We start from the raw sequence: 22,295 nt of genomic DNA on the forward strand, positions 1-22,295 counted from the left end.
GGTCACCGGTTCATTCCGTTAGGAGTTCTAAGCGGCCTCGGCCGCCCGGACCCCGGTCCGAGCGGCCGAGGCCGCTTTTTGCGTTCCTGGAGTGGTCAGCTCCTGGGTGGTTGCACGGCCGTAGAACCCTCTTGTGCGGGGTTATCCCGTCCCGGGAAGCCTTGACCGATCTCTGGAGGCCCGGCGCGTCACTGGCGACGCAACGGCGATCGCTCTGTCGATCTGGGCGACCATGCACGGGCTCGTGACTCTCGAACTGGCCGGGGCGCTCGACGCCGCTACGGCCGAGGCCGCATTCCGCTCGTCGATTCACGCCACGCTGCGCGGATGGGCGACCGCGGAGGTGTTCCGCAGTCTTCACCAAGCCGAACTCGCTCAGCGACAGGATCAGGGCCGGTATCCGGGCTCTCAATGACTAGGCCGAGCGGGCTTCTGCTGCCATATGGGGCCCCACGGGAAAATGCGGAGGCTCTGTGGAGCGGGTGCAGCTCCCTCGCCCACGGAGACCTCTCCGGTGCTCTTGTCTTCCTCGCTCGGGAAGCCATCTCCCAGGACGAGAACGTCATGCTGGCCAGGATTACGGGCAACTTCGGCATGCTCAGGCACTGCACGGCGGTAGGCGTGGCGTTCCTCGGTCGAGGTAGCGCCCTGTACCGCAGCCGCGCCAGCGAGCCCGTAGGCGGACCGTGCAGCTCAGGGCCGGTCGACCAAGGCCCGGATGCGGTCAAGGCGCTCCGTGGTTGCCTCTTTCCCGTACACGGCCACGCAGCGGGCCACGGCCGACAGCGCGAACACCGTGGTCAACCGTGCGTCATCCCAATGGAGAGGGGGCGCTGCGCCGTCGCCGGCGAGAGCCAGCACCGCATCCTGGACGGCCTCCTCCATGGGGATGCCCTCCAGCCATGCGAGCCCTGCCGGCCCAAATGCGATGGAGGATACTTCGGTGGTACGCACTCAAGGTTCGCCTTGTTGGTGCTGTGGGCGCGTGCGCGGACGGGGCAGGGGCCCGGAGGCGTCCTGGGGGTAGGCGACAGGCAGGGCAAGGCCGGCCGCCGTCACGGACCACTCCCCGTACTACGCGGGCTCAGCGGGTCTCGTACCGGTCCTGCGCGTCGAGCACGTCGTCCGCGTATCGCGCGGCCCACGCGCCCATCGCCCGCATCGGCGTGAGTAACGCCGTGCCGGCTTCGGTCAGGGCGTAGTCCACGCGCGGCGGGGCCTCGGCGTACGCGTGGCGTTCGACGAGGCCGTTGTACTCCAGCCGTCGCAGCGCCTCGTTCAGAACTTTCGGGCTGATCCCGCCGATCCGCGCCACCAGCGCGCGCGGCCGCATCGGGCCGGTCACCCCGAGCGTAAAGACCACGACGCTGTCCCAGCGGTTTGCCAGCACCTCGAAGGCGACGCGCGCCCGACAGTCCGCCGTGTACGCGAGGTCCGGCAGGTCCGCCGCCGGATCGGTCAGCTTCTCCATGCCGCCCATTCTGCCTCCGCCGATGGACACCGAACGGTGCGCGTCGGCGTCCGTAGCGTCATCCCACAGAACGGAACGAGCAGGACGAGACAGGACGAGAAGGAACACGACGATGCGCATAGGCGTACTGGGTACGGGGGACATGGCGGCGGCACTGGGCGGCGCGTGGGCGCGGGCCGGGCACGAGGTGTTCATCGGCGGGCGGGACGCGGCCGCTGCCGAGGCGCTCGCCGGGCGGATCGGGGCGGCCGGACACGGGACGCCCGCGCAGGCGGCGGGGTATGGGGAGGAGGTGGTACTGCTCGCCGTACCGGCCGGGGCGGCGCCGGCGCTGGCCCGGGAGCACGCCAGGGCACTGGCTGGGCGGACGGTCGTGGACTGCACGAACCCCCTGGCCCCTGGGCCCAGCGGGGTGATGCTGACGACCGGCGCCGGGGAGAGCGTGGCCAGCCTGATCGAGGAGGCGGCGCCAGGCGCACACGTGGTGAAGGCCTTCAACCTGGCCCACGCGAGCATCTGGGAGCACCCGGCGGCCGCCTTTGGCGCGACCCCGCCTGCGGTGCCGTTCTGCGCGGACGACCCGGGGGCTGCCAAGCATGTCACGGAGCTGATCAGCGCCATGGGGTGGAGCCCGATGCCGGCGGGCGGCCTGGACCGGGCGGCATACGTGGAGGCCACGGCCGCGTTCGCGATCGGCGTGTGGTGGGCGGGCGGCTCGCCCGCCGTGGCCTTCCCGGAGCCCCCGAGGGCCGCTGAGGGCCGGTGAGGGCCGGTGAGGGCCGGTGAGGGCCGGCAGGCTCCGCGGAGCCCTGGCCGGGGGGCCGGTGAGGGCGGGACAGTCTGCGCGAGCGCGGGTTCGCGCATGTTGATGTGTGAGGCACATCAACGTCCCCGGCCAAGACCCTCTGACCCCCGCGACGGGCGGCACCAACGGCTGCGAACGACGCTGCCGGCCCCAGGCCGGCCCAGCCCGCCCTCAACCGGAGCAGGGGGCAGCTACATCGTCCCCCAACCGTCACGGAGCTGGGCACTACGTTCGTCACCGACCCGACCCGACCCGACCCGACTCGACATCGCCGCAGCCGCAGCCGCCAAGGCCCGCCTCCACAGGAGACCTGGGGTCGACGCCACCACTGACCGGTGTCAAGGTGTCGGCGGCCGCCTGGACGGCGGGCGGCCGCCGGCACCGCACCCGGAGGGAGCCCGCCGAAGCCGATCAACCTCCATCCCCTGGGCCCGATCGCGTCGGCAACGGTTGGTCGGCTCCCTCAAGGCTGGCTCAGTGACCTGTGAAGGCGTGGGGTGGGGTGCTCCGGGGGCTTGCAAGAGTGATGGGTAAGGCCTGAGAGACTGCGGGGTATGGATATCCAGCGCAGAAACAATGTCACGGTCACTGGCAATCCCCATGGCCCGACGGTCGTTCTGGCGCACGGGTTCGGCTGCGACCAGAACATGTGGCGCCTCACCCTCCCCGCCCTGGTAGAGGACTACCGGGTGGTTTTGTTCGACTACGTGGGCTCGGGCCGCTCCGATCTCTCCGCGTTCTCCGAGACCCGCTATGCGTCCCTCGCCGGTTACGCCCAGGACGTGGTGGACGTATGTGACGCGCTCGACCTTCGCGGCGCGGTGTTCGTGGGGCATTCGGTCTCCGCGATGATCGGTGTGCTGGCCGCCCAGATCGCTCCGGAGCGGATCGGGGCGCTGGTGATGGTGGCGCCCTCTCCCCGGTACATCGACGACGAGGCATACCGGGGTGGCTTCTCCGCCGAGGACATCGAGGAGCTGCTCGATTCCCTGGAGTCGAACTACCTGGGCTGGTCCGCGGCGATGGCGCCGGTGATCATGGGGAACGCCGAGCGGCCCGAGCTCGGTGAGGAGCTGACCAACAGCTTCTGCGCCACCGACCCGGCGATGGCACGCGTCTTCGCCCGCACCACCTTCCTGTCCGACTCGAGGGACGACCTCAAGAAGGTGAGCGTGCCGACGCTGGTGCTGGACTGCACCCAGGACGCCATCGCCCCGCGCGAGGTCGGCGCCTTCGTGCACCAGGCGATCCCCGGCTCGATACTGATCACCCTGGATGCGACCGGGCACTGCCCGCACATGTCCGCCCCCGAAGCCACCAACCAGGCGATCACCGCCTTCCTGGCCGGCCTGCGGTGATGTGCCGCACCGGTCAGCACCCCGACCCGTACGACGCCGACGACGAGAAGACCTCGGATGCGGCCTTCGCCGCGCTGCTGGAGGACAGCGCGGAGGAGCTGTACGAGCGCGCACCGTGCGGCTATCTGTCCACGCTGATGGACGGCACCATCGCGAAAATCAACACGACACTGCTGGACTGGCTGGGCCTGAACCGGGAGGCGGTGGTGGGCCGAATGCGGTTCACCGACCTGCTGACCGTAGGCGGCAGGCTCTACCACGAAACTCACTTCGCGCCCCTGCTGCGCATGCAGGGCGAAATCGGCGGCATCGCCCTGGAAATCAGAAAGACAGACGGCGACCGGATACCGGTGCTGGTCTCCTCCGCGGTCAAGCACGGAGCCACGGGTGAGCCACTGCTGATCCGCACCACCCTCTTCGACGCCCGCGACCGCCGCGCCTACGAAGAAGAACTCCTGCGGGCCCGCAAAGCCGCCGAGGAAGCACACCGTCAGGCCGAAGCCGACCGGTCCCGGCTCCAGGACGCCCTCGCAGTGCTGCAGTCGTCGCTGCTGCCCGACACCCTGCCGCCCATACCCGGCATGGAGAGCGCCGCGCACTACCGCACCGCCTCGCCCGACCGGCTCGGAGGCGACTTCTACGACGTCTTCCCCCTCGACGCCACACGCTTCGCGTTCTTCCTCGGCGACGTGTGCGGCAAGGGCCCACAAGCCGCCGCCGTCACTTCGCTGACTCGCTACACCCTGCGCGCCGCAGCCCTCCACGACCCCGACCCCGTCTCCGCCCTCACCACCCTGAACAAAGTCCTGCACGAGCGCTATAGCAGCGGCGACCCCCGCTACTGCACCGCCGTCTTCGGCACCCTCGAACCCGACCCGGTGACCGGGAAGGTCACGGTCCACCTGGCCTCGGGCGGCCACCCGCCGGCCCTGGTCCTGCGCGCCGACGGCACAGCCGACTTCCTACCCACCCCCGGCGGCATCCTCGTCGGCATCCTGCCCACCGCGCCCTTCACCCCCGCCACCGCCACCCTGGGGCGCGGCGACACCCTTCTGCTCTACACCGACGGCCTCACCGAAGCCCGCACCGGGCAAGGACGCACCGACCTGTACGGAGACGAAGCCCTGCGCGCCTTCGCCAGCACTCACGCCGGCCGGTCCCCGCATGCGGTCATGGAGGCACTGACCGGCCTGCTGGACGGCCTCGACGACGACACCGCCCTCCTCGCACTCGGCGTCCCCGCCCCTTTGGAGCCGGTATGAGCCCACTTGATCTCACCGTCCGAGACACCCCGAAAGGCCCGGTCGTGGAAGTCATCGGGGAACTCGACTACGACACCTCCGCAGCCCTGCGCGACCTCCTCCAAACCCTCCCCCTGGAGCGGGGCCAGCGCCTCGTCCTGGAGCTGGCACGCATGGAGTTCTGCGACTCCAGCGGCATTTGCGCCCTGATCGCCGCCCGCAACCACGCCCAGTCGGCCGGAGTCGACATCGCACTCGCCGCGGTCCCGGCCAACACGCGGCGCGTCCTGGGCGTCGTCGGACTGGACCAGGTGTTCCCGCTCCATCCCGACGCCGAGTCCGCAACCGGGGCCTGACCGTAAGGCAGGCGCCCTTGTGCGCGGCGGACCGAGCCGGCTGCCGTCCGCGCGGGGTGCCGCCGCGCGGCCGTGGCCGTCGGCCTGCGCGTACCCATCCCCTTCTGACCTGCGTGGGAGGGGCCGGTAGTCGGGGCGGCGCCCAGACCGGCGGGGAGCCGGGCGGGACGGTCCAGGTGTGGGGGCGGGAGGAGCGGTCGCCTCGCGGCTGAGGGCCCTGGAGGGCTTCTGGGTGTCGTCGGCGATGGCGGGGCGGTCCGGTTCGTCGTCGAGGAAGCCGGGCAGCCCGGGGTGCCCGTCGTCGCCGTGCGCGCAGGGGTGGTCGAGGGCATCGAGGGGGACCTTCTCCAAGGTCCCGATCAGGTCGTCGAGGACCCATCGCTCGCGCACGACCCCGGACAGCGCGTAGCAGGACGCCGCCGTCGCGACCAGCACGCCGCCCGCCCGGTCCCCGTCACTTGTCACGAAGCGGAGTTCCGAACCGGCGTCGGCGATCTCGTTGTAGGCGTCGAACCCGTACCCCTCCAGGACGGAGTTGAGCCTGTCGAGCGTGTCCTGGGCGTCCTCGGAGAGGCGCGCCGGCACGTCGGCGGCGGAGCCGGGCTCCAGCCGCTCCATGCCCACGCGTGCGAGCCCCGCGATGTTGCGCGGGCAGGCCCACTGCTCGCCGGTCCAGCCGATCGCGGAGAAGTCCGTGTCACCGTGCGCCAGGGGGCGGGCGACGTCCTCCAGATAGTGCGGCGGGTCGTCGAGGCCGTCCTCGTACGGGTGCTCGGCGTGCGTGCACGGGCGGTTCTTGAGCGCGCGGTCCGCCCGGTCGAGCGCGTCGTGCACGGCGCCGGACACCCGCTCCGGCCTCCTGGTACGTCTCGCTCTGGGGCGGGTGAGGCACGTGGAGCCGACGTGAGCGACCGGTGCACCGGTGCCCGGGCGGGGACTCGTGGGACATGGCCCGGCACCCGGCTCAGGTTGCGGGGAGGATACGGCGCGTTTCGTAGGCCCACATCGCGATCTCGACCCGGTTGCGGGCGCCGAGTTTGGCCATCAGGCTGGCCAGATGCGTCTTCACCGTGCTGAGGCTGATGTGCAGTGCATCGGCGATCTCGGTGTTGGTCAGCCCGCGAGCGACGGCGAGGAGCACCTGCTCCTCGCGGGCGGTGACGGGGGAGACCGGCTGGGCCACGGGCCGGCCGGCGGGCAGGTCCGCGAATGCCTGGAGCAGACGGACGGTGACGCTGGGCGCGATGAGCGCCTCACCGTCGGACGCCGACCGTACGGCCTGGGCCAGAAGGTCCGGTCCCGTGTCCTTGAGGAGGAATCCGCGGGCGCCGGCACGCAGTGAGCCGTAGACGTACTCGTCGAGGTCGAACGTGGTGATGACGACCACGGCCAGCGGGTCGGCGACGCCCGGGCCGGCGACCAGCCGGGTGGCCTCGAGCCCGTCGAGTACGGGCATGCGGATGTCGAACAGGCAGACGTCGGGGCGTAGTTCGCGGGCCAGACGTACCGCTTCCCGCCCGTCGGCGGCCTCGCCGACCACCTCGATGCCGGGCTGGGCGTTCAGCATGATCCGCAACCCGGTGCGGATGATCGTCTGGTCGTCAGCGACGAGGACGCGAATGGACACCGCTCTCGCTCCTCGCTCTCGGCAGTTCGGCTTCGACATGCCAGCCCCGGTCGGTTCCCGGGCCGGCTCGTAGTATGCCGCCGAGCAGGGTCGCGCGCTCGCGCAGTCCGGTAAGTCCGTATCCGTCGCGACCCCGGCCGGTGCGCCGGCCGTTGTCGCGCACGCTCACCCGTACCGTGTGCCGTTCCGCGGCGACCCGAACGACGAGCTCGGTCGCGTCGACCGCATGGCGCAGTGCGTTGGTCACCGACTCCTGCACGATCCGGTAGACGGCCGCGTCCACGGCCGGGGGCAGCGCGTCCAGTTCGCCGTCGAGCCCCAGGTCGACCCTGAGGCGACCACCCGGGGTGCGCACCAGGCGCTCCAGATCCGCGACTCCAGCAGGGGGCGCCAGCTCGGCGCCGACCCCGCGGTCGCGCAGCGCGGCGACCATGGCGCGCATTTCCTCCAGCGTGCGCGCCCCTTCCTCCTCGACCCCCTCCAGCGCCTCGACGGCGGCGGACGGGTCGGTGCCCGCGAGCACCCGGCCCGCCTGGGCGATGATCACCATGGCCGACACGTGGTGGGCCACCGTGTCGTGCAGTTCCCGGGCGAGCTGCTCGCGCTCGCGGGAGCGCACCTGCTCCAACTGCCGCTCGCGAGCGGTCACCCGGAACCGCACGGCAGCCCCGACCACGCCGGGCAGCATCAGGAAGACGAGGCCCACGATCTTTTCGACGACCGGGGTCTCGTCCGTGACGACACACAGCGCGCCGGTCGCGAGGATCACCGCGCCGCCCAGCACGATCTCCCGTCCCGATCCCCACCGGGGCAGCGCGTACACCAGCACGAGCACGACCGCGCCGGTGTACAGGCCGACGGGCTCGCGCGGTGCGGCGACGAGCGAGGCCACCGGAAGCAGGGTCACCGAGCCGAACGCCAGCGTCACCATCGCCAGCGGGCGGGTCCGGCGCCACAGGGGCAGCAGGCACAGCCATACGGCGAACACCACCGCCACCGGCCGCCACACGACGTTCTCGCGCAGGGTGGCCTCCAGCGCCACACCGGCAAGGCCGGCGGCGAGCAGCGCCCAGTCCCGCCGCACCCGGGCGGGCGCGTCGGGCGGCCGGGGTTCGGTCCACAGGGTTCGCAGGTCGTCTCGGAGCACGGTTCTCAGCCTTAGGGACTGCGGCGCGCCGCGCATCGGCCGAAAGGACGGGTCGTCACTCCGCCCCGGGGCCGAGGGATTCGCGGCCCGCGGGCCGATGCCGTGGAGCTCCGTGGCGACGAGCCTCGGATCGTCGGCCGTACAAGGACGGCCGACGAGGTGGTTGGAGGACCCGATGCTCTCGAAAGCCCTGTTGCGCCTGGGCGCAAGTGCCGCCCGCCATCCCTGGCGGGTGATCGCGGCATGGCTGATCGCCGCCACGCTCGCCGTCCTCGCCGCCGTTGCCTTCGGCGGGCGGACCGCGGACTCGATGACCGCTCCGGGACTGGATTCCCAGCGGGCCGCGGAACTGATCGAGCGGGCAGGCACCGGCCAGGAGGGGATGACCGCCCAAGTGGTCGTCACGCCCCTCGACGACGGTGCGACGTTCTTCGGCGACGACGGCGCGCGCACCGCTCTCACGCGGCTGCAGACCGAGGTGAAGCGGCTGCCGCACGTGCTCGGCACGAGCGACCCGGCGGGGGCGCTCGACACGGGCGGGGACACCGCCGTGCGCGGCGGCCTCGTCTCGGCCGACGGGCGGATCGCGGTCGTCCGGGTGCAGTACCCCGACCAGAGCCGGCTGTCGGCCGAAGACCTCGACGCCCTCGTCGCACTCGGCGACCGGCTGCGCGCCGAGCTGCCCCTGCGCGTCGAGATGGGCGGGAGCCTCTTCTACGCCTTCTCCGACCCCGACGGCGGCGTGAGCGAGTTGATCGGCCTCCTCGCCGCGGCCGCGATCCTGTTCCTGGCGTTCGGTTCGCTCGTCGCCGCCGCGCTGCCGATCGGCATGGCGGTCCTCGGACTGACCGTCGGGGTCGCCACGATGACGGTACTGGCGGGGGTGACAGACGTCCCCACCTTCGCACCGGTCCTGGGCAGCATGGTCGGGCTCGGAGTGGGCATCGACTACGCGCTGTTCGTGCTCGCCAGTCACCGGGAGTACCTCGCGCGCGGGCTCGATCCGCAGGCGGCGGCCGGACGAGCGGTGGCCACGGCGGGGCGGCCGGTGGTCTTCGCCGGCGGCACCGTCGTCGTGTCGATCCTCGGCATGGCTGTCGCGAACGTGCCGTTCATGACGGTGGGCGGGATTGCCGTCTCGATCGTCGTCCTGATCATGGTGCTCGCGTCGGTGACGCTGCTGCCGGCCTTCCTCGGCGCGGCCGGCCCGCGCCTGGCCCGGGCCGGCCGGATCGGCCGGGCTCTGCGGACCAGGAAGCCGGGCCGACTCGCACGGCGGCGGGACCCGGCGGTCGGCGCCGCCCAAGCCGCCGGGTGGCGTCGCTGGATCGGGCACGTCAGCCGGCACCCGGTGCCGTACGCGGTCGGCGCGGCGGGGCTGCTGCTGACCGCGACGCTGCCCGTGCTCGGCCTGCGCGTCGGCCTGCCCGATGACGGTTCACTGCCGCAGAGCCGTACCGAGCGCCGGGCCTACGACCTCGTCGCCGAGGGGTTCGGCCCGGGCACCAACGGTCCCCTCGTCATCGCCGCGGACCCCACCGGTGATCCGGGGGTGCTGGACCGACTCGTCGGGGCCGTCGCGGCGGATCCGGGCATCGCATCCGTCGCGCCGACGCACATCGATCGGGCCACCGGCATCGCGACCCTCGTGGTGTTCCCGACCACCAGCCCTCAGGACAAGGCCACGGCCGACACCATCGCCCGGCTGCGCACCGACGTGCTGCCCACGGCGATCGGGCAGGGCCCGGCGAGGGCCCACGTCGGCGGCGCCGCCGCGAGCCTGTCCGATGTGGGCCGACGCACCAGCCAACGCCTGCCGGTGTTCGTCGCCGCCGTGCTGGCGATGTCGTTCCTGCTGCTGATGCTGGTCTTCCGCTCGATACTCGTACCGCTCAAGGCGGTACTGCTGAACCTGCTGAGCATCGGCGCGGCCTACGGCATCATGGTCGCGGTCTTCCAGTGGGGCTGGGGAGGCGCACTCATCGGGCTGGAAGCGACGGTTCCCATCGTGTCGTTCATCCCGATGTTCCTCTTCGCCATCCTGTTCGGCCTGTCGATGGACTACGAGGTGTTCCTCCTCTCCCGCGTACGCGAGGAGTACCTGCGCACCGGCGACAACGCCACGGCGATCGTCGAGGGCGTCTCGCGCACCGCCCGGATCATCACCTCGGCCGCCCTCATCATGGTGGCGGTCTTCCTGTCCTTCGCCGTCGCCGAGGACCCCTCCACCAAAATGTTCGGGCTCGGCCTGGCCACCGCGATCTTCATCGACGCCACGGTCGTACGCATGGTGCTGGTGCCGGCGACCATGACACTCCTCGGCCGGACCAACTGGTGGCTGCCGAAGTGGCTGGACCGGATGCTTCCCGGCAGCCCCGCCGGCACCGACGACCCCGACGCGGAACCCACGGGTGCGGCCCCGCGTCCACGGCTGGTTTGACCATTGACTCAACTCCTGCCCGCTCTCGTCCACCTGGCCGGGCTGCCCTGGAACGTGGACCCCATGGCCGGGTTGAAGCCTGGTGAGCGGTTCTCCCACCGCGGCGACATGCCCGCCAGCCCCGGCTGGAGCGACGAGCAGAAGGAGACGGTGCGCCGCCCTCGCGGCGGTGGCGGAGGCCGGCCACCCCCGCGACGCAGTCCTGGGGGTGGCCGCTGTCCTCGCCGTTCCGGCGGGGGAGGAGGAACTCGGCCCAGTGGTGGATGACGTACGGCTCGTCGAGGAGCCTGAGGGTGAGCTGTTCCTTTTCCGGAAGTACCGGGATCGCAGGGTCCGCCGATCTTGCAGCAGGCGATGACCGGCGCCCTCCGCTGCTGGGACCGCACCCCGCAGCAGGTGGCCGCTCTTCTGCGGCTGCGCACGACGGCCCTGCACGGCGTGCAGACCACCTGTGCGGTCGCCCCAACCGGATGCTCGCCGCGGTGGCTGCCGCCTCGACCCGGCGGGCGCCAACACCGCGCTCGAAGCCCGAGACGCGCAGGCGTGGCTGCGGCCTCGCCCCGTCGCCGCTCTCCACCAGGCCGGCCCCGCGACCGCGGGCAAACTCCGCTCCTGCGGACTGCGCCGACGCCCCGGTGCCCACCCTCGTCCGTCGCTTCGAGGCTCCTTGGCCCCAGCCCGCCGGAAGGCTTCCGCCGACGCGCCCTTCAACCCGTCCGGCTCACCCAAGCCCTTCAGCCCGTTGCCGACCGCCTCGAACGACGTCTTGAAGTCGGTCAGGTGAGAGACTTGCTCGCGGATCTTGGCGACGCTAGCCACCTTGTTGCCACCCCACTCGACGAGGTCACCGGCATCTTCGGCCCGGTCTTCGACCCAGTCCTCCGCCGAGTCCGGAACAAAGTCCCGCCAGCCCATCAGCCTTGCCCCCCGCCGTCGGCATCATCCAGCAGGTCCTTCAGAGACCTGACGCGCCCCCTCGACGTCAACTCGCTGGCGTACGGACTGCCGAACAAAGCCGCGTTGGCCGCAATCTTGAACGAGCCCTCGATGTACTGGTCTTCCTCCCACACCGTTCCCGCCGCGACCCCAGATTCTCCGCCAGCGTCGACGCATCCTGGATCAGAGCGCGTACACCCCACTCCCAGCACTCACAGAAATCGTCGAAATCAGTCGTCGCACGCTCGTATCCGCCCGTGCCCATCCCGACCCGCGCATCCGCCGCTGGGCCGCAGCAGCAGACCGCAAGGGAGTTCGACGCTTACTCCTCCGGACAGTTACGGGACAGCTCTTAGACTCGGGCCGGTGCTCCGGTACGAGTCAGGGCAGGCAGCAGCGGGGAGGGTGCCTCTGCCGCCGGAGGATCTGCGGGCCGTCCTGGCTCCGGTTGACCTGGTGGGGGCGCGGCTGGACCGTGCGGCCCTCCGCCTCGTGGCGGCTGCCCCCCCGCAGCAAGGTGCGGGGGCGGGGCGCGGCGCGGACAGAATGACGCTGCGGCTGGAGACCCGGAGCGGGCCGGAGCGGGTCCGGGTCTCCTCGGCAGCGGCTGGCGGCTACAGCGCCGAGGAGGAGGCGCTCTCCCAGGGGCTGCTCGGCCGGTTCGCGGCGGGGACGGCCGACCTGCGGGCAATGGAGGCGTGGGGGCCGCGAGCACGGCCTGGAAGGCACCCCCAAGGCGCGCGTGCGCGAAGAGCTACTGCGGGCCTGGGCACAGGTCTGAGGCCCGACAGACGGACTGATGACATAAACGTGCTGTTGAGCTGAGTGACTCCGCACTCATCGACATTGATCATGGCGCCCAGGTGCCCAGCGACTCCCGAAGTCGTCGACAAACGACTCCCGTTCTCGGGCTCTGGCACAACTTCTGTGGAGTCGTAAGCCAATGCCTGCGCTTGGCTCCTGGACACGGGTCGGGGCGTGGCCCCGCCGCGGCTTCTGGTGGCCAGAAGCCGCGCCCCTTGCCTCCGAACGTACCTGCGCCTGAAGGCCGGCGGTCAGCCGCTCATGCCGAGTGCGTTCTCGGGGCTGCAGTAGGGACAGGGCTCTACGCCCTTCGCGAGCATCCGGCGGGCCTCCTCGCGGCCGAGGGGCTTGCCGCCGCTTTAGCATTTCCGCCTTCGCCCGAGCCGCCGAGAGGTTCAGAGTGCCCGCGGCAGGAGGCTTGGGCTTATCGGAAGAGGCGCAGACCGGGCCGGGACAGCGCTGCGCCCGCCCCACAGGGCACAGCACAGACAGCTCGGCCGAACCGGGCGTCCCGCCATGGGGGCCCACGCCCAGTCACAGCTACGCCGTAAGTGTTCTACTTGGCCTCTCGAGGCGTGGTCATCACGAAGCGCGGTCAGAGCTACCGGCAGGGCTCAGCCGTGAGCTCGCCGGTAGGCGGACTCCCCGGGCGCGCCAAGGCCTGTAGGCGTTCAGCGCAGCACCCTGCCACTTCCCCGGAATCACCCGAGTGGACTAGTCGTGCATGCCAGGGACACCCCGCGCAGTCATCCTGGGAAGGCCCAAACGGGCTAACCCCGAGAGGAGCAAGGCATGCGCGTTCGACGACTACTCGGCCTGGCGCTCGCAACCCTGGCCTTCGCAGGAATGAGCGCCACCGGGTCCTTCGCGGCCGAGGCGGCCACACCCCAGGTTTCCTCGGCGGACTGCAAGTACGGCGGCGGAAACCCGGTGAAACACAGCAGCGGCTACTGGTACTGCCAGGGCGGCACGTACTCCGGCCAGCGGATCTACGGCAGCAGCGGTTACTGACCACACGCGAGCCCGGGTCGTCGGCCCACTGCCGGCGACCCGAGGCGGCGCTCGTGCTGTCGGCGGCCTGCTCCTCGGTCATGAGCCTGAGCCGCATTCGGATGGCGCCCGCAAACTCTTGTCCAGGAGACCCTTGTCCTGGGAGCAGACCCTTGTCCTGGACAGCCACTCGCTAGTCATCGTCCTTGACCTCGCGATCGGACCGCGGGATAACCGTGTTCTTCCATCACCATCACGACGCGGCGGCCGGACTGCGGGCCTGGTGTTGTTCAAGTTGGTGACCACAAACTCGCTTTGGGGCCTACCTGGTACCAGGCTTCCGAGCCCCCTGGTCCGGGGGCTTGAGAACAGCTTTGCAGGCAAGCCCCGCCGCGGCGGGGCCTGCTGGACGGGGTTGGGGTCGGGGTCGGCCTTCTAGGTCATGCCGCTCAGGTGTGCGATGCCCTGTCCGAGGGTTTTGAGGGGGCCGAGGTGGTCGGTGTGAGTTCTCACTGATGGTGAGGCGGTCTTGTGTCTCTGGCCTGGGGCGCTGCAGATGCACTGAGCGGTGTGGCAGATCAGGAGCAGGCGGCCGGGCCGGCGGGGGTAAAGAGGATCGCGCGGTGGCCGTCGAACTTCTGTTCCGTCGCAAAGCCGCTCGCCAGGACGCCGGAGCCGGGGAAGTACTCGGCGGCCTTGTCGGGACTGTACTTCTACGACAACCGGGCGGCGGAGATCGCCCACGGCCTTCGCCCGAGCTCACGTGGGGAGTTGGAGGTCACGGAGCTCAACCGGTCCTACCTGGCCACCGGTGAGCTCTACGTCACCTCGCCCGACCGGGGCACGGCATGGCTGGACACCGGGACCTTCGCCTCAATGGTCCAGGCCTCGGAGTTCGTCCGGGTGATCGAGGAGCGGCGGAGCCTCGAAGTCGGCTGCGTCGAAGAGGCGGTCTGGCGGTCCGGACCCGTCAGCGACTCCCAACTGCGCTGCTGGCAAAGCCGCTGCTCCACAGCGGGTACGGCCAGCACCTTCTCGGGCTGCTCGAGGAGGGCGAGCGGTTAAAATCTGCGAGTTGACGATCGCCGACGCGTTCGAGATCGTCCCGCAGGGGCACGGCGACTCGCGCGGGCTGTTCACCGAGTCGTACCGCTTCCACCGGTGGTGGAGGCGGTAGGCAGGCCGCTACCACTTGCACAGACCAATCTCTCGGTGGCCGCCAAGGGCGTGGTGCGCGGCATCCACTTCGCCGACGTGTCATCGTCAAGCGCTCCTCGGCCTTGCTGAGGACTGCCCAGGCGCCACCGTCTCCTACGAGACCGTCCCCTTCGACACCTTGAAGTAGACGCTGCCAACGGCGCAGAACGAACGGGCGGCCGGGGTCAGGCCTGGGTCAGGGCTTTGACCAGGTCGTCCCGGGTCATCTGGGAGCGGCCGGGCAGGTTGGCGGCTGCGGCCTTCTTGGAGAGGTCGGCCTTCGACAGGCTGCTCAGGTCTTCCTTCGGGGCGGAGCGGATCCGCTTCTTGGCCGGCGGCTTCCCGGTGGTCTTCGCGGATCCGGAACCCTTCCCGGACGCGGTGGCCTTGCCTCCGGTGGCCTTCGGGTTGTCCGCACGCTCGACACTGGCGCGCAGGTCTTCCATGAGGTGGACAACGCCGGTCGGCTCGGCGGCGGGTTCGGCCTGCTCCACGGTCTCGCCGGCCTTCTTCGCCTCGATCAGCGCGGCGACTTTCTCCTGGAATGTGTCGTGGAACTCGCTGGGGTCCCAGGTCATGCTCATGGCGCCGATGAGCTGCTCGGCCATCTTCAGTTCCTTGTCCGAAGCCTTCGCCTTGCCCGGGAGGGTGTCGATCTCCTTCTTCGGGTCCCGGATCTCGTCCGCCCAGTGCAGGGTGTGCAGGGCCAAGAGGCCGTTCTCGGCCTTGAGTGCGACGAGGTACTCGTGCTGGCGCATCACGAAGGTGGCGATGCCCGCCTTACCCGCCTTGGCCAAGGCCTGCTCCGGCAGGCTGTAGACCTTCCCGAACTCCGCACCGCGCGGGCCGAGGTAGTAGGTCTTGTCGAAGAAGATCGGGTCCACCTCCGTCAGGTCGACGAACCCGGCCATCTCCAGCGAGCGAGAGCGTCCGGGTGCGATCTCGTCCAGCTCCTTCGTCGACCAGCACGTACTCGTCGCCGGTGTCGTAGCCCTTGACGATGTCGTCGAGCTGGACCTCGTCGCCGGTGCGTTCGTTGACGCGTCGGTTGCGGATTCGGTCGGAGGTGCCGCGCTGGAGCTGGTGGAAGTGGATGGTGTGGCTGTCGGTGGCCGTGTAGAGGCTCACGGGCAGGCTGACCAGGCCGAATGACAGGTTTCCGGCCCATATGGGACGAGCCGTGATCACTTCTCACCGCCCTGGGGATCGGCCCCGACGCAGTGACGTACCGGGGAAATGTACGAAGCGACGAGGCCCAGTGATTGCCTGCAGGACATCCGATTAAGAGTCAGGACCCCGGCATGTCTTGTTGATGAGAGTTCCGGTTCTCCTGGGTCGGCCTCTGCGGGCTCGGAGAAGCGGCGTTGTCAGTGGGCACTGCCAGGGTGTGCGTCGTGGATGAACTGGTGGAGCGTGTCGACGATCAAGATCGTGTGCTGGGGATGGTGGTCCGCCGCCAGCAGGCCATCCAGGAGGGTTGGCTGCACCGAGTCGCCGTGACGGTGTGTCGTGATGAGCATGGACGGACCCTCGTCCACCGACGGTCGGAGCAGGTATCGCGCTTCCCCGGGCTCTATGAGGTCGGGGTCGGTGGCGCCGCAAATGTCGGCGAATCCTATGAACAGGCCGCCGCGAGGGAGCTGACCGAAGAGCTGGGCATTCGTGCGCTGCCGCGCCTGCTGTTCACGTTCATCAACCGCAGCGGCTTGAGCCCTCACTGGCTCGGCGTGCACGAAGCCGAGGTGCCGGACGCTGTGGTCCTTGATCCCGATGAGGTCGCCTGGCATGGCTGGCTGACCGAGCCGGAGCTGCGGTCGGCCCTGCTGGAGTGGCGCTTCACCGCCGACAGCATCGAAGCCTTCAGCCGGTATCTGGCGTTCCGGGCCGCGCGGTCCTGACCTTGCCCATCACGCTCAGGCTCAGCGTCTGTCGATCTCCTTGGCCAGGTGCTCGGCGTGGTCTTCGAGCAGTGGTTTGAGGGCGAAAGCGGCACGGGATCCTGCTGGTCGACCGCCCGTACGGATACTCAGGCCGAACCCGCCCCACGCCCGCCTCCCCCCGACGACCCCACCACCAACTCCCCGAGACCCTAAGGGCTGTCCCGTAATCCCCGGCGGGCGCACGACGACAGCCACGGCACCTCGCCGCGTTGTCGGAACGCCCGGATACGCCCAGTATCAGCACGCTCCTCCGCCTTGCGATGCACCGCGTCTGACGCCGCGCGCTGATCCACCGGGGATTACGGGACAGCCCTTAGGGCCCCCACTGACACCACCATGCCGCCAGGGTGCCCGCAGCGCGTTTCGGAAGACTGCGGCCGCCCCCGGGCACCTTGGAGAAGGAGTCAAGTTCGCGGCCTTGTGGGGTTCCTGCGACGTCCTGGACGTCACCCTCGTACGCCCGGCCCTGGTGGCCGAGGGATCTTCCGTCATTCAGTGCGCTTCAAGCGCCTGCGCCCCGTGTCTTGGGAGTACGGCAGGACCCTGCCCGCTCGGACGGACGGCAGCCCGGCGGGCAGCACCGGACGCCCGGCCTGACGATGCCGCAGGCGGTCGTGATCAGCGTGGTGTTGGCGGTGGTGTTCGTCCCGGCGGTGGTGCTGAGCCTGCGCGGGATGCCGATGGGCGATGTCTTCCGTCTGGGCGGTGCGGCCGCGATCGGTGCGGCCTTGATCATCGCGGTGATGCCGGGCGGCCGCGGCGTGCTCGTGGCGGCGGTCCGGGCCGCTCTTCAGGCCGGCCGGTAGGGGGCGGGTCATGGGACGTCGTGAACTCCCCGTCGACTACACGGTCCGGGCGCGCGGCGAGCTGGCTGCGGCGCTGCGGCAGCTGCGGGCGCAGTCCGGGCTGACCTACGACGAACTCGCTGCCCGAACCGGGCTGTCGGCGGCGACGCGCAAGCGGGCGGCCTCGGGCCGCACATTGCCGTCCTGGAAGACGCTCACCGCGGCCTGCGGCGGCGCGCCGCACGGCGAGATCGTGGAGCTGTGGAGGTCCGCCCGGGCAGCCGACCGCGGCCGCCGGAAGGACCTGCGCCGCCCCGCCTGCGCCCGAGCTGATCACCACGGCCGGACAGCTCAGCGAAGCACTGGAGTACTTCTACGAGAAGGCCGGGGCGCCCTCGCTGCGCCGGCTCCAGGAACGGGCGGGCGGCGCGCACCTGCTGCCGGTCAGCTCGGCCGCGCGGATCGTCACCAGGCAGGCACTGCCAGCCAGCCGCCAGCAGTGCGTCGCCTTCCTGACCGTCCTCGAGGTCGTGCCGGGCGTGGTGCGGTGCCTGGCCGACACCTACGAACCGGGTCATGGCACACCCACCGGCTCCTGGCGCGGACTGACCGATCTGGAGGCGGCACGGGTCCTCGCGGCCGGCACCTCCGACACCACGGACCGTCGCCTGGGCCTTCTCCGCATGGCCGACCTGCGCCAGATGCCGGCCAAACCACCATCCGGCGGGGAGAGGCGCTCCTGCGCCAGATCCTCGCCGAGCCGATGCGAGTAGGCCGTGACGGCCCCCGCGAGTCGCCCTTCCGGGCGGCCTGACCACCCCTCACCCTGGTCTTCTACCGCGCCCAGTCGATGCCGAGGTCGGCGAGCGGGGCGAGCTGCGCGGCGTCCAGCCGATCGCGGCGCTGGCGTTGGTTGGCCAGCCACACTCCAGTGCGGTGCTCGGCCCCGTCCGGGCCGAGCAGCGGCACGATCCGCAGCAGGTTCTCCCCGGCCTTGTTCCCACAGCCCCATCGGCCGCTCCGCGGACCGCTAGAAGACCACGTCACCGTCCGGGCCCTCGCTGGTACGGACCCGGGCCAGAGTGCCGACGCCTTCGTCGGGGTGGCTCGGGAGGAACGCCAGGACGGTCTTGGCGCCGGGCTCCTCGGTGACGCTGTAGACGTGCCCGCGCCCGGCCTTCAGGACCGCGCCCATCTCATTCAGGCCTTGGCCCTCGTCGTATTTGCGCAGGCGCAGCTGCCACGACGCCGGGCCGTCGATTTCGGCGGGGGAGGAGGTGATCAGGATGCCGTTGCCGGACCGGCGGACGTCCACGTGCAGCATCCCCAGACGAAGTGGAACGCAGTGCCGAACCCACTCCAGCGGCCGCCCACCCTCACCACGCGGGGCGCCCGGCTCTGCAGCTTGTGTCGTCCCATGTTCTGCCTCGCAGACGTGATCCGTGCACGGGCCGGTCGGTCCGCTGAACCCGCTGCCCGCCAGCTCAGGCATGCCACGGGCACGGCCTTAACCCGTCCAGCGCACTTGGGCAAGCCTCCCCGGCCGGGGAGGCCGCCGGGCGCGCCCCGACCCGCTGGAGGGTTGCACCGAAGGGGGCTGGACAGTTGCCTGCAGGGTGGCACTTGGCGGGCGACCGCAGGTGTGACCGGAGGTGGGACCCCCCGAATGCGGTGATCTTCCGTTCGTGCACGTCAGGGGCCGTGGGCAAGCCCCCCTCGGAAACAGGACGTGTGTGGTCCGGTCGGTGCCGTGGTGACCCCTACGACACCTCCGACCGTGCGAGGTTTTTGTAAAGACTGGTGGCGCTGGGCGCCAGCCGGTCCTCGCACGTTCTGCCCCCGAGGGCCCGTCGGGTCCGGGATCCTCGATGGGTGAGCTGCCCCGCGGTGACGCGTTTCTCCTCACGAGCTTCGAGCTCTGCACACGGCGCGCGCCCGTGCGGCCTTGCGACGCCGCGCACGGCTGATGAGGCGGCGGGTGTCGGCGTACACGCCGATGTTCTCAGGCGCGTACGAATGAACGTGCTCAGGACGGAGGGCGTGTCGTAGCCGGGCAACGGCGGTCCGCGATTGACGCTTTGGCTCTGCGGTCGCTGGCCGGATGACCGGCGTCAGGAGGTAGCGGGGATGCTTGTTCTGGGCCGCTCACAGGTCGAGGCTCTGCTCGATATGGACTCGCTGATCGACGCCCTGGCCCCGGCGATGGCAGACCTCAGTGCGGGCCGCGCCTCGGTACCCGACCGTGTCGCCGCCCTGGTGCCCGAACGCGATGGATTCCTGGCGGCCATGCCGGGCTTCCTGCCGTCGGCCGGGGTCCTCATGACGAAGCTGGTGTCACTCTTCCCACACAACGACGGGGCACGGCTGCCTACCCATCAGGCACTGATCGTCGCGTTCGACCCGGACACCGGCGAGCCCGCTGCGCTCCTGGACGGTACGGCCATCACCGCAGCGCGGACCGGCGCCTGCTCCGCGCTGTCGGCGCGACTGCTGGCCCGCGAGGACGCCACGGCGCTGGCAGTCCTGGGCACCGGCGTGCAGGCCCGGTCCCACGCCCGCGCGATCTGCCGGGTCCGCCCGATCCGGCAGATCCGCGTGGCCGGCCGGGATCCGGCGAAAGCCGCTGCCCTGGCCCAGGAACTCTCAGCCGTCCTGGAGGCCGAAGTCCAAGCCGTGTCCGGCTACGCCGAGGCGCTCGACGGCGCGGACATCGCCGCCGCGACGACGCACGCCGTCGAACCCGTCATTCGCCGCTCGTGGCTGGCACCCGGGGTGCACATCACATCCGTGGGATACAACCCGGCCGGTCGCGAGATCGACGACGCCACGGTCGCCGAGGCGCTGGTGTGCGTCGAATCGCGCCAGGCCGTACTTGCCCCACTCCCTGCGGGCAGCAACGACCTGCTCATGCCGATCCGGGACGGCCTCATCACAGCCGAACATGTGCACGCCGAACTGGGCGAACTCATCACCGGTAGCAAACCGGGACGTATCAGGCCGGACCAGATCACTCTCTACAAGTCGGTCGGCGTCGCAGTGCAGGACGCCGCGGCCACGGCCCTGGTCATCGCGTCCGCTCACGAGCAGTCAATCGGCGAGGACATCACCCTGCGGTGACGCCGGCGCCACCACGCGATCTCCCCACCGGGCGGCGGCCGGGTCGGTCGGACTGCGCGGTGAGGCGGCCGAGCGTAAGCGCCTGGCCGAGCTTGAGGAGGCGCGGCAGAGGCGCTTGCGCTGGGAAGCCGCGATGGCCGAGGCCCGCGACCAGTACGCCGAGGACTACCGCGTCTGACAGCTGGACTCGCAAGAGGCCGCTTGGCGCCACACGACGCGCCTGGCGACTACTTGGAAGCCGCCCGTGCGCACCTGGCGACGCTTCCGCCTGGACCGGAAGGAACGGCGGCTGAAGAGTGGATGCTGTGGGCCACAAAACATGTGGCGCGTGCCCATCCGATGTTTCAGCAACTTCGGCTCCCGGAGATCCCCGAACCCCGGGCCGACGATCTAAGGCCTTTCCTCCAGGGCTGGAGCCCGTACGGCGCCCACTGACTCGGATCAACGCCTTGGGGGTGCGGGACGGCCTGCGGTCCCCAGAAGCTCCGCGGTCGGTGGGGGTCGCATCGCCATCCGGCGGCGTAGAAGCGGGCGGGCTGACCGCACCTCGGGTTGCCGGTCTCGCACGCACCGCGGTGCAGGGGAGAAGCGGCCTGCAGTCCTGCGCTGGTCACAGGTACGGGGCATCGTCGTGAGCCAGTGGGCTGGGCGCCAGCTCCCCCCTTGGCGCAGGGGTGGTGGGACCAGCTCAGCGCGACGACGGGATGCAGATCTATCCGGTGAGGTCGAGGAGCAGATGGTCTGGGACGTCCTCGACGCCGGGGCCAACGGCCCGTGAGGCTTCCCGCAGTGGGACGCCGACGATCCGAGGGCGAGGGCGTACGGATCACCGACTGGTCGACGTCCTGGCCCCGCTGCGCGATGCGATCGGGGAGGACGCGAGGTCGTCCTCGCGGCCCGCCGCTACACGATGTCCGGCGACCATCGCGCCCTGCTACGGCACCGCCCTATGACCGTTGCTCTTCGGGCGATGATCACCTGATCAGAGCCTCAGGCTTCCGCGATGACCTCGTCCGCCTGCATGCCCTTCTGGCCCTGCACCGCGACGAAGGTCACCTTCTGGCCTTCCTTGAGCGCCTTGAAACCGTTCCCTTGGATGGCCCTGAAGTGCACGAAGAGGTCCGGACCGCTTTGGGGAGTGATGAAGCCGAACCCCTTCTCGTCGTTGAACCACTTCACGACGCCGGATTGCCGCTCCGCCATATCCACTCCCTCTGGTCACGTGCTACGGCTGGACGTGCAGGACGCCCAACAAGGCCGATCATTCCTGATGACGGGGACAATCCTGAGCATCCTCGGCCTTGTCGCAAAAAATCACCGGCCAAAAGGGGAAGCTCACCTGATAAACGGTCGAGGTCCGCTGTCGGACGTCACCTTCCGTACGCTCTGGTCCCGACGCACTCGTCCACCGCCTTCACAGGCTGAGGCTCAGGCGTCGCGACGGTCTCGGCCTCGGTCACGTTCTCACTGGGCATCGATGCATCTTCCTTGTTCGGGAGTTTCGTCCCTGCGGGCGCCCTCGTACCAGATGCAGCGGCCCCCCACTTTGCCTGGCGGCCGCCGCGGGGGTTACGCGGTGGCCGTGTTTTGGCTGGGGGTGTGCGCGACGAGGGCGTGGGCGGCGGTGGGGTGGGCGGGTAGCAGGGCGCTGATACCGGTGAGGTCCAGTAGCCGCTCAAGGCGGTCAGGGACGGCGGCGAGGACCAGGGTGCCGTCGCTGGTCTTGGCGCAGCGGAGAATGCCGACCAGGGCGTTGAAGCCGGAGGAGTCGCAGAAGGTGACGGCGGCGAGGTCCAGGATCAGGTGGCGGTGGCCTTGCTCGATCAGGGCCAGTGCCTGGGCGCGCAGGTGGGGGGCGGTGGCTACGTCGAGTTCCCCGGCGACGTGGGCCAGGGCAAGGTCGCCGTCGGTGTGCTGTGTGGTGAGGCGGAAGTCGGTCACGATCTGCTCTCCGGCGTCTCGCCGGCGGGGGCGATGGTGTGGGCCGTGGCGGTGGCGGTGAGGCCGTCCGCGGCGTCGGCGAGGGGGACGGACAGGGCCAGCAGGGCGACGTCGTCACCGGCCCCGTGGGGCATGGCGTC

Annotated in this window: 20 protein-coding genes and 3 pseudogenes; 12 read left to right on the forward strand and 11 right to left on the reverse strand. The window is 70.5% G+C overall.

From position 1 onward, the window contains the following. Positions 1–133 precede the first annotated feature (133 nt). Positions 134–415 carry a TetR-like C-terminal domain-containing protein gene (locus ACZ3X1_RS35190; protein ID WP_467283347.1) on the forward strand — a complete coding sequence of 94 codons (282 nt, stop codon included), beginning with the start codon at positions 134–136 and terminating at the stop codon, positions 413–415. 278 nt (positions 416–693) lie between these two features. On the opposite strand, the gene ACZ3X1_RS35195 is transcribed toward ACZ3X1_RS35190, so the two are convergent. Both ACZ3X1_RS35195 and ACZ3X1_RS35200 read right to left on the reverse strand, forming a co-directional pair. Then, entirely contained in the window at positions 694–954 is a 261-nt protein-coding gene (locus ACZ3X1_RS35195) for a hypothetical protein (RefSeq protein ID WP_467283349.1), read from the reverse strand. A gap of 130 nt (positions 955–1,084) precedes the next feature. Next, positions 1,085–1,471 (reverse strand): winged helix-turn-helix transcriptional regulator, encoded by a 387-nt coding sequence (locus ACZ3X1_RS35200; RefSeq protein ID WP_362628050.1) that lies wholly within the window; start codon positions 1,469–1,471, stop codon positions 1,085–1,087. Between the two features lie 112 nt (positions 1,472–1,583). Here ACZ3X1_RS35200 and ACZ3X1_RS35205 point away from each other — a divergent pair, with 112 nt between their 5' ends. The 4 genes from ACZ3X1_RS35205 (at position 1,584) to ACZ3X1_RS35220 (ending at position 5,231) form a co-directional block, all read left to right on the forward strand. Next, positions 1,584–2,237 (forward strand): NADPH-dependent F420 reductase, encoded by a 654-nt coding sequence (locus ACZ3X1_RS35205; RefSeq protein ID WP_467283352.1) that lies wholly within the window; start codon positions 1,584–1,586, stop codon positions 2,235–2,237. Positions 2,238–2,830: 593 nt separating this feature from the next. Then, positions 2,831–3,634 (forward strand): alpha/beta fold hydrolase, encoded by an 804-nt coding sequence (locus ACZ3X1_RS35210; protein WP_390077331.1) that lies wholly within the window; start codon positions 2,831–2,833, stop codon positions 3,632–3,634. Next, positions 3,634–4,896 carry a PP2C family protein-serine/threonine phosphatase gene (locus ACZ3X1_RS35215; RefSeq protein ID WP_467283354.1) on the forward strand — a complete coding sequence of 421 codons (1,263 nt, stop codon included), beginning with the start codon at positions 3,634–3,636 and terminating at the stop codon, positions 4,894–4,896. Before ACZ3X1_RS35210 ends, ACZ3X1_RS35215 begins: the two co-directional genes overlap by 1 nt. Next, entirely contained in the window at positions 4,893–5,231 is a 339-nt protein-coding gene (locus tag ACZ3X1_RS35220) for an STAS domain-containing protein (protein WP_467283358.1), read from the forward strand. Before ACZ3X1_RS35215 ends, ACZ3X1_RS35220 begins: the two co-directional genes overlap by 4 nt. Before the next feature lie 964 nt (positions 5,232–6,195). Here ACZ3X1_RS35220 and ACZ3X1_RS35225 read toward each other — a convergent pair. Both ACZ3X1_RS35225 and ACZ3X1_RS35230 read right to left on the reverse strand, forming a co-directional pair. Next, on the reverse strand, positions 6,196–6,858 hold the full coding sequence (locus tag ACZ3X1_RS35225) for a response regulator transcription factor (protein WP_360588939.1): 663 nt from the start codon (positions 6,856–6,858) through the stop codon (positions 6,196–6,198). Beyond that, positions 6,833–8,005, reverse strand: a complete 1,173-nt coding sequence (locus ACZ3X1_RS35230; RefSeq protein ID WP_467283362.1) for a sensor histidine kinase — start codon at positions 8,003–8,005, stop codon at positions 6,833–6,835. The genes ACZ3X1_RS35225 and ACZ3X1_RS35230 overlap by 26 nt, the downstream gene beginning before the upstream one ends. A 175-nt stretch (positions 8,006–8,180) precedes the next feature. On the opposite strand from ACZ3X1_RS35230, the gene ACZ3X1_RS35235 reads away from it, so the two are divergent. Then, positions 8,181–10,445 carry an MMPL family transporter gene (locus ACZ3X1_RS35235; RefSeq protein WP_467283365.1) on the forward strand — a complete coding sequence of 755 codons (2,265 nt, stop codon included), beginning with the start codon at positions 8,181–8,183 and terminating at the stop codon, positions 10,443–10,445. Positions 10,446–11,162: 717 nt separating this feature from the next. On the opposite strand, the pseudogene ACZ3X1_RS35240 reads toward ACZ3X1_RS35235, so the two are convergent. Continuing rightward, positions 11,163–11,360 (reverse strand): annotated as a pseudogene (locus tag ACZ3X1_RS35240) (hypothetical protein); the annotation flags it as partial. 1,076 nt (positions 11,361–12,436) lie between these two features. After that, a pseudogene (locus ACZ3X1_RS35245) lies at positions 12,437–12,529 on the reverse strand (DUF6233 domain-containing protein); the annotation flags it as partial. A 448-nt stretch (positions 12,530–12,977) separates the two neighbouring features. Here ACZ3X1_RS35245 and ACZ3X1_RS35250 point away from each other — a divergent pair. Both ACZ3X1_RS35250 and ACZ3X1_RS35255 read left to right on the forward strand, forming a co-directional pair. After that, on the forward strand, positions 12,978–13,196 hold the full coding sequence (locus ACZ3X1_RS35250; protein ID WP_467283368.1) for a hypothetical protein: 219 nt from the start codon (positions 12,978–12,980) through the stop codon (positions 13,194–13,196). 675 nt (positions 13,197–13,871) lie between these two features. Further along, entirely contained in the window at positions 13,872–14,240 is a 369-nt protein-coding gene (locus ACZ3X1_RS35255) for a sugar phosphate nucleotidyltransferase (protein ID WP_467283371.1), read from the forward strand. Positions 14,241–14,557: 317 nt separating this feature from the next. On the opposite strand, the pseudogene ku reads toward ACZ3X1_RS35255, so the two are convergent. Next, a pseudogene (gene ku, locus ACZ3X1_RS35260) lies at positions 14,558–15,560 on the reverse strand (non-homologous end joining protein Ku). 206 nt (positions 15,561–15,766) lie between these two features. Here ku and ACZ3X1_RS35265 point away from each other — a divergent pair. From ACZ3X1_RS35265 to ACZ3X1_RS35275, 3 genes are all read left to right on the forward strand, one after another. Beyond that, the gene (locus tag ACZ3X1_RS35265) at positions 15,767–16,270 is read left to right on the forward strand and encodes an NUDIX domain-containing protein (RefSeq protein WP_467283375.1); all 504 of its coding nucleotides are present in this window, start codon (positions 15,767–15,769) and stop codon (positions 16,268–16,270) included. A 656-nt stretch (positions 16,271–16,926) separates the two neighbouring features. Beyond that, the gene (locus ACZ3X1_RS35270) at positions 16,927–17,118 is read left to right on the forward strand and encodes a hypothetical protein (RefSeq protein ID WP_467283377.1); all 192 of its coding nucleotides are present in this window, start codon (positions 16,927–16,929) and stop codon (positions 17,116–17,118) included. Positions 17,119–17,128: 10 nt separating this feature from the next. Continuing rightward, positions 17,129–17,911, forward strand: a complete 783-nt coding sequence (locus ACZ3X1_RS35275; protein ID WP_467283379.1) for a helix-turn-helix domain-containing protein — start codon at positions 17,129–17,131, stop codon at positions 17,909–17,911. Positions 17,912–17,931: 20 nt separating this feature from the next. Here ACZ3X1_RS35275 and ACZ3X1_RS35280 read toward each other — a convergent pair whose 3' ends face one another. Next, complete coding sequence (locus ACZ3X1_RS35280; RefSeq protein ID WP_467283381.1) at positions 17,932–18,144, reverse strand: hypothetical protein; 213 nt, start codon at positions 18,142–18,144, stop codon at positions 17,932–17,934. After that, positions 18,128–18,421 (reverse strand): hypothetical protein, encoded by a 294-nt coding sequence (locus ACZ3X1_RS35285; RefSeq protein WP_467283383.1) that lies wholly within the window; start codon positions 18,419–18,421, stop codon positions 18,128–18,130. The genes ACZ3X1_RS35280 and ACZ3X1_RS35285 overlap by 17 nt, the downstream gene beginning before the upstream one ends. A gap of 803 nt (positions 18,422–19,224) precedes the next feature. Here ACZ3X1_RS35285 and ACZ3X1_RS35290 point away from each other — a divergent pair. After that, positions 19,225–20,214 carry an ornithine cyclodeaminase family protein gene (locus tag ACZ3X1_RS35290; protein WP_467283395.1) on the forward strand — a complete coding sequence of 330 codons (990 nt, stop codon included), beginning with the start codon at positions 19,225–19,227 and terminating at the stop codon, positions 20,212–20,214. Positions 20,215–21,204: 990 nt separating this feature from the next. On the opposite strand, the gene ACZ3X1_RS35295 is transcribed toward ACZ3X1_RS35290, so the two are convergent. Together ACZ3X1_RS35295 and ACZ3X1_RS35300 are read right to left on the reverse strand one after the other, a co-directional pair. After that, complete coding sequence (locus tag ACZ3X1_RS35295; protein ID WP_467283385.1) at positions 21,205–21,417, reverse strand: cold-shock protein; 213 nt, start codon at positions 21,415–21,417, stop codon at positions 21,205–21,207. A 366-nt stretch (positions 21,418–21,783) separates the two neighbouring features. After that, on the reverse strand, positions 21,784–22,155 hold the full coding sequence (locus ACZ3X1_RS35300) for an STAS domain-containing protein (protein WP_467283387.1): 372 nt from the start codon (positions 22,153–22,155) through the stop codon (positions 21,784–21,786). Between the last annotated feature and the right edge of the window lie 140 nt (positions 22,156–22,295).

It is taken from the genome of Streptomyces sp. NPDC023541 (assembly GCF_055559995.1).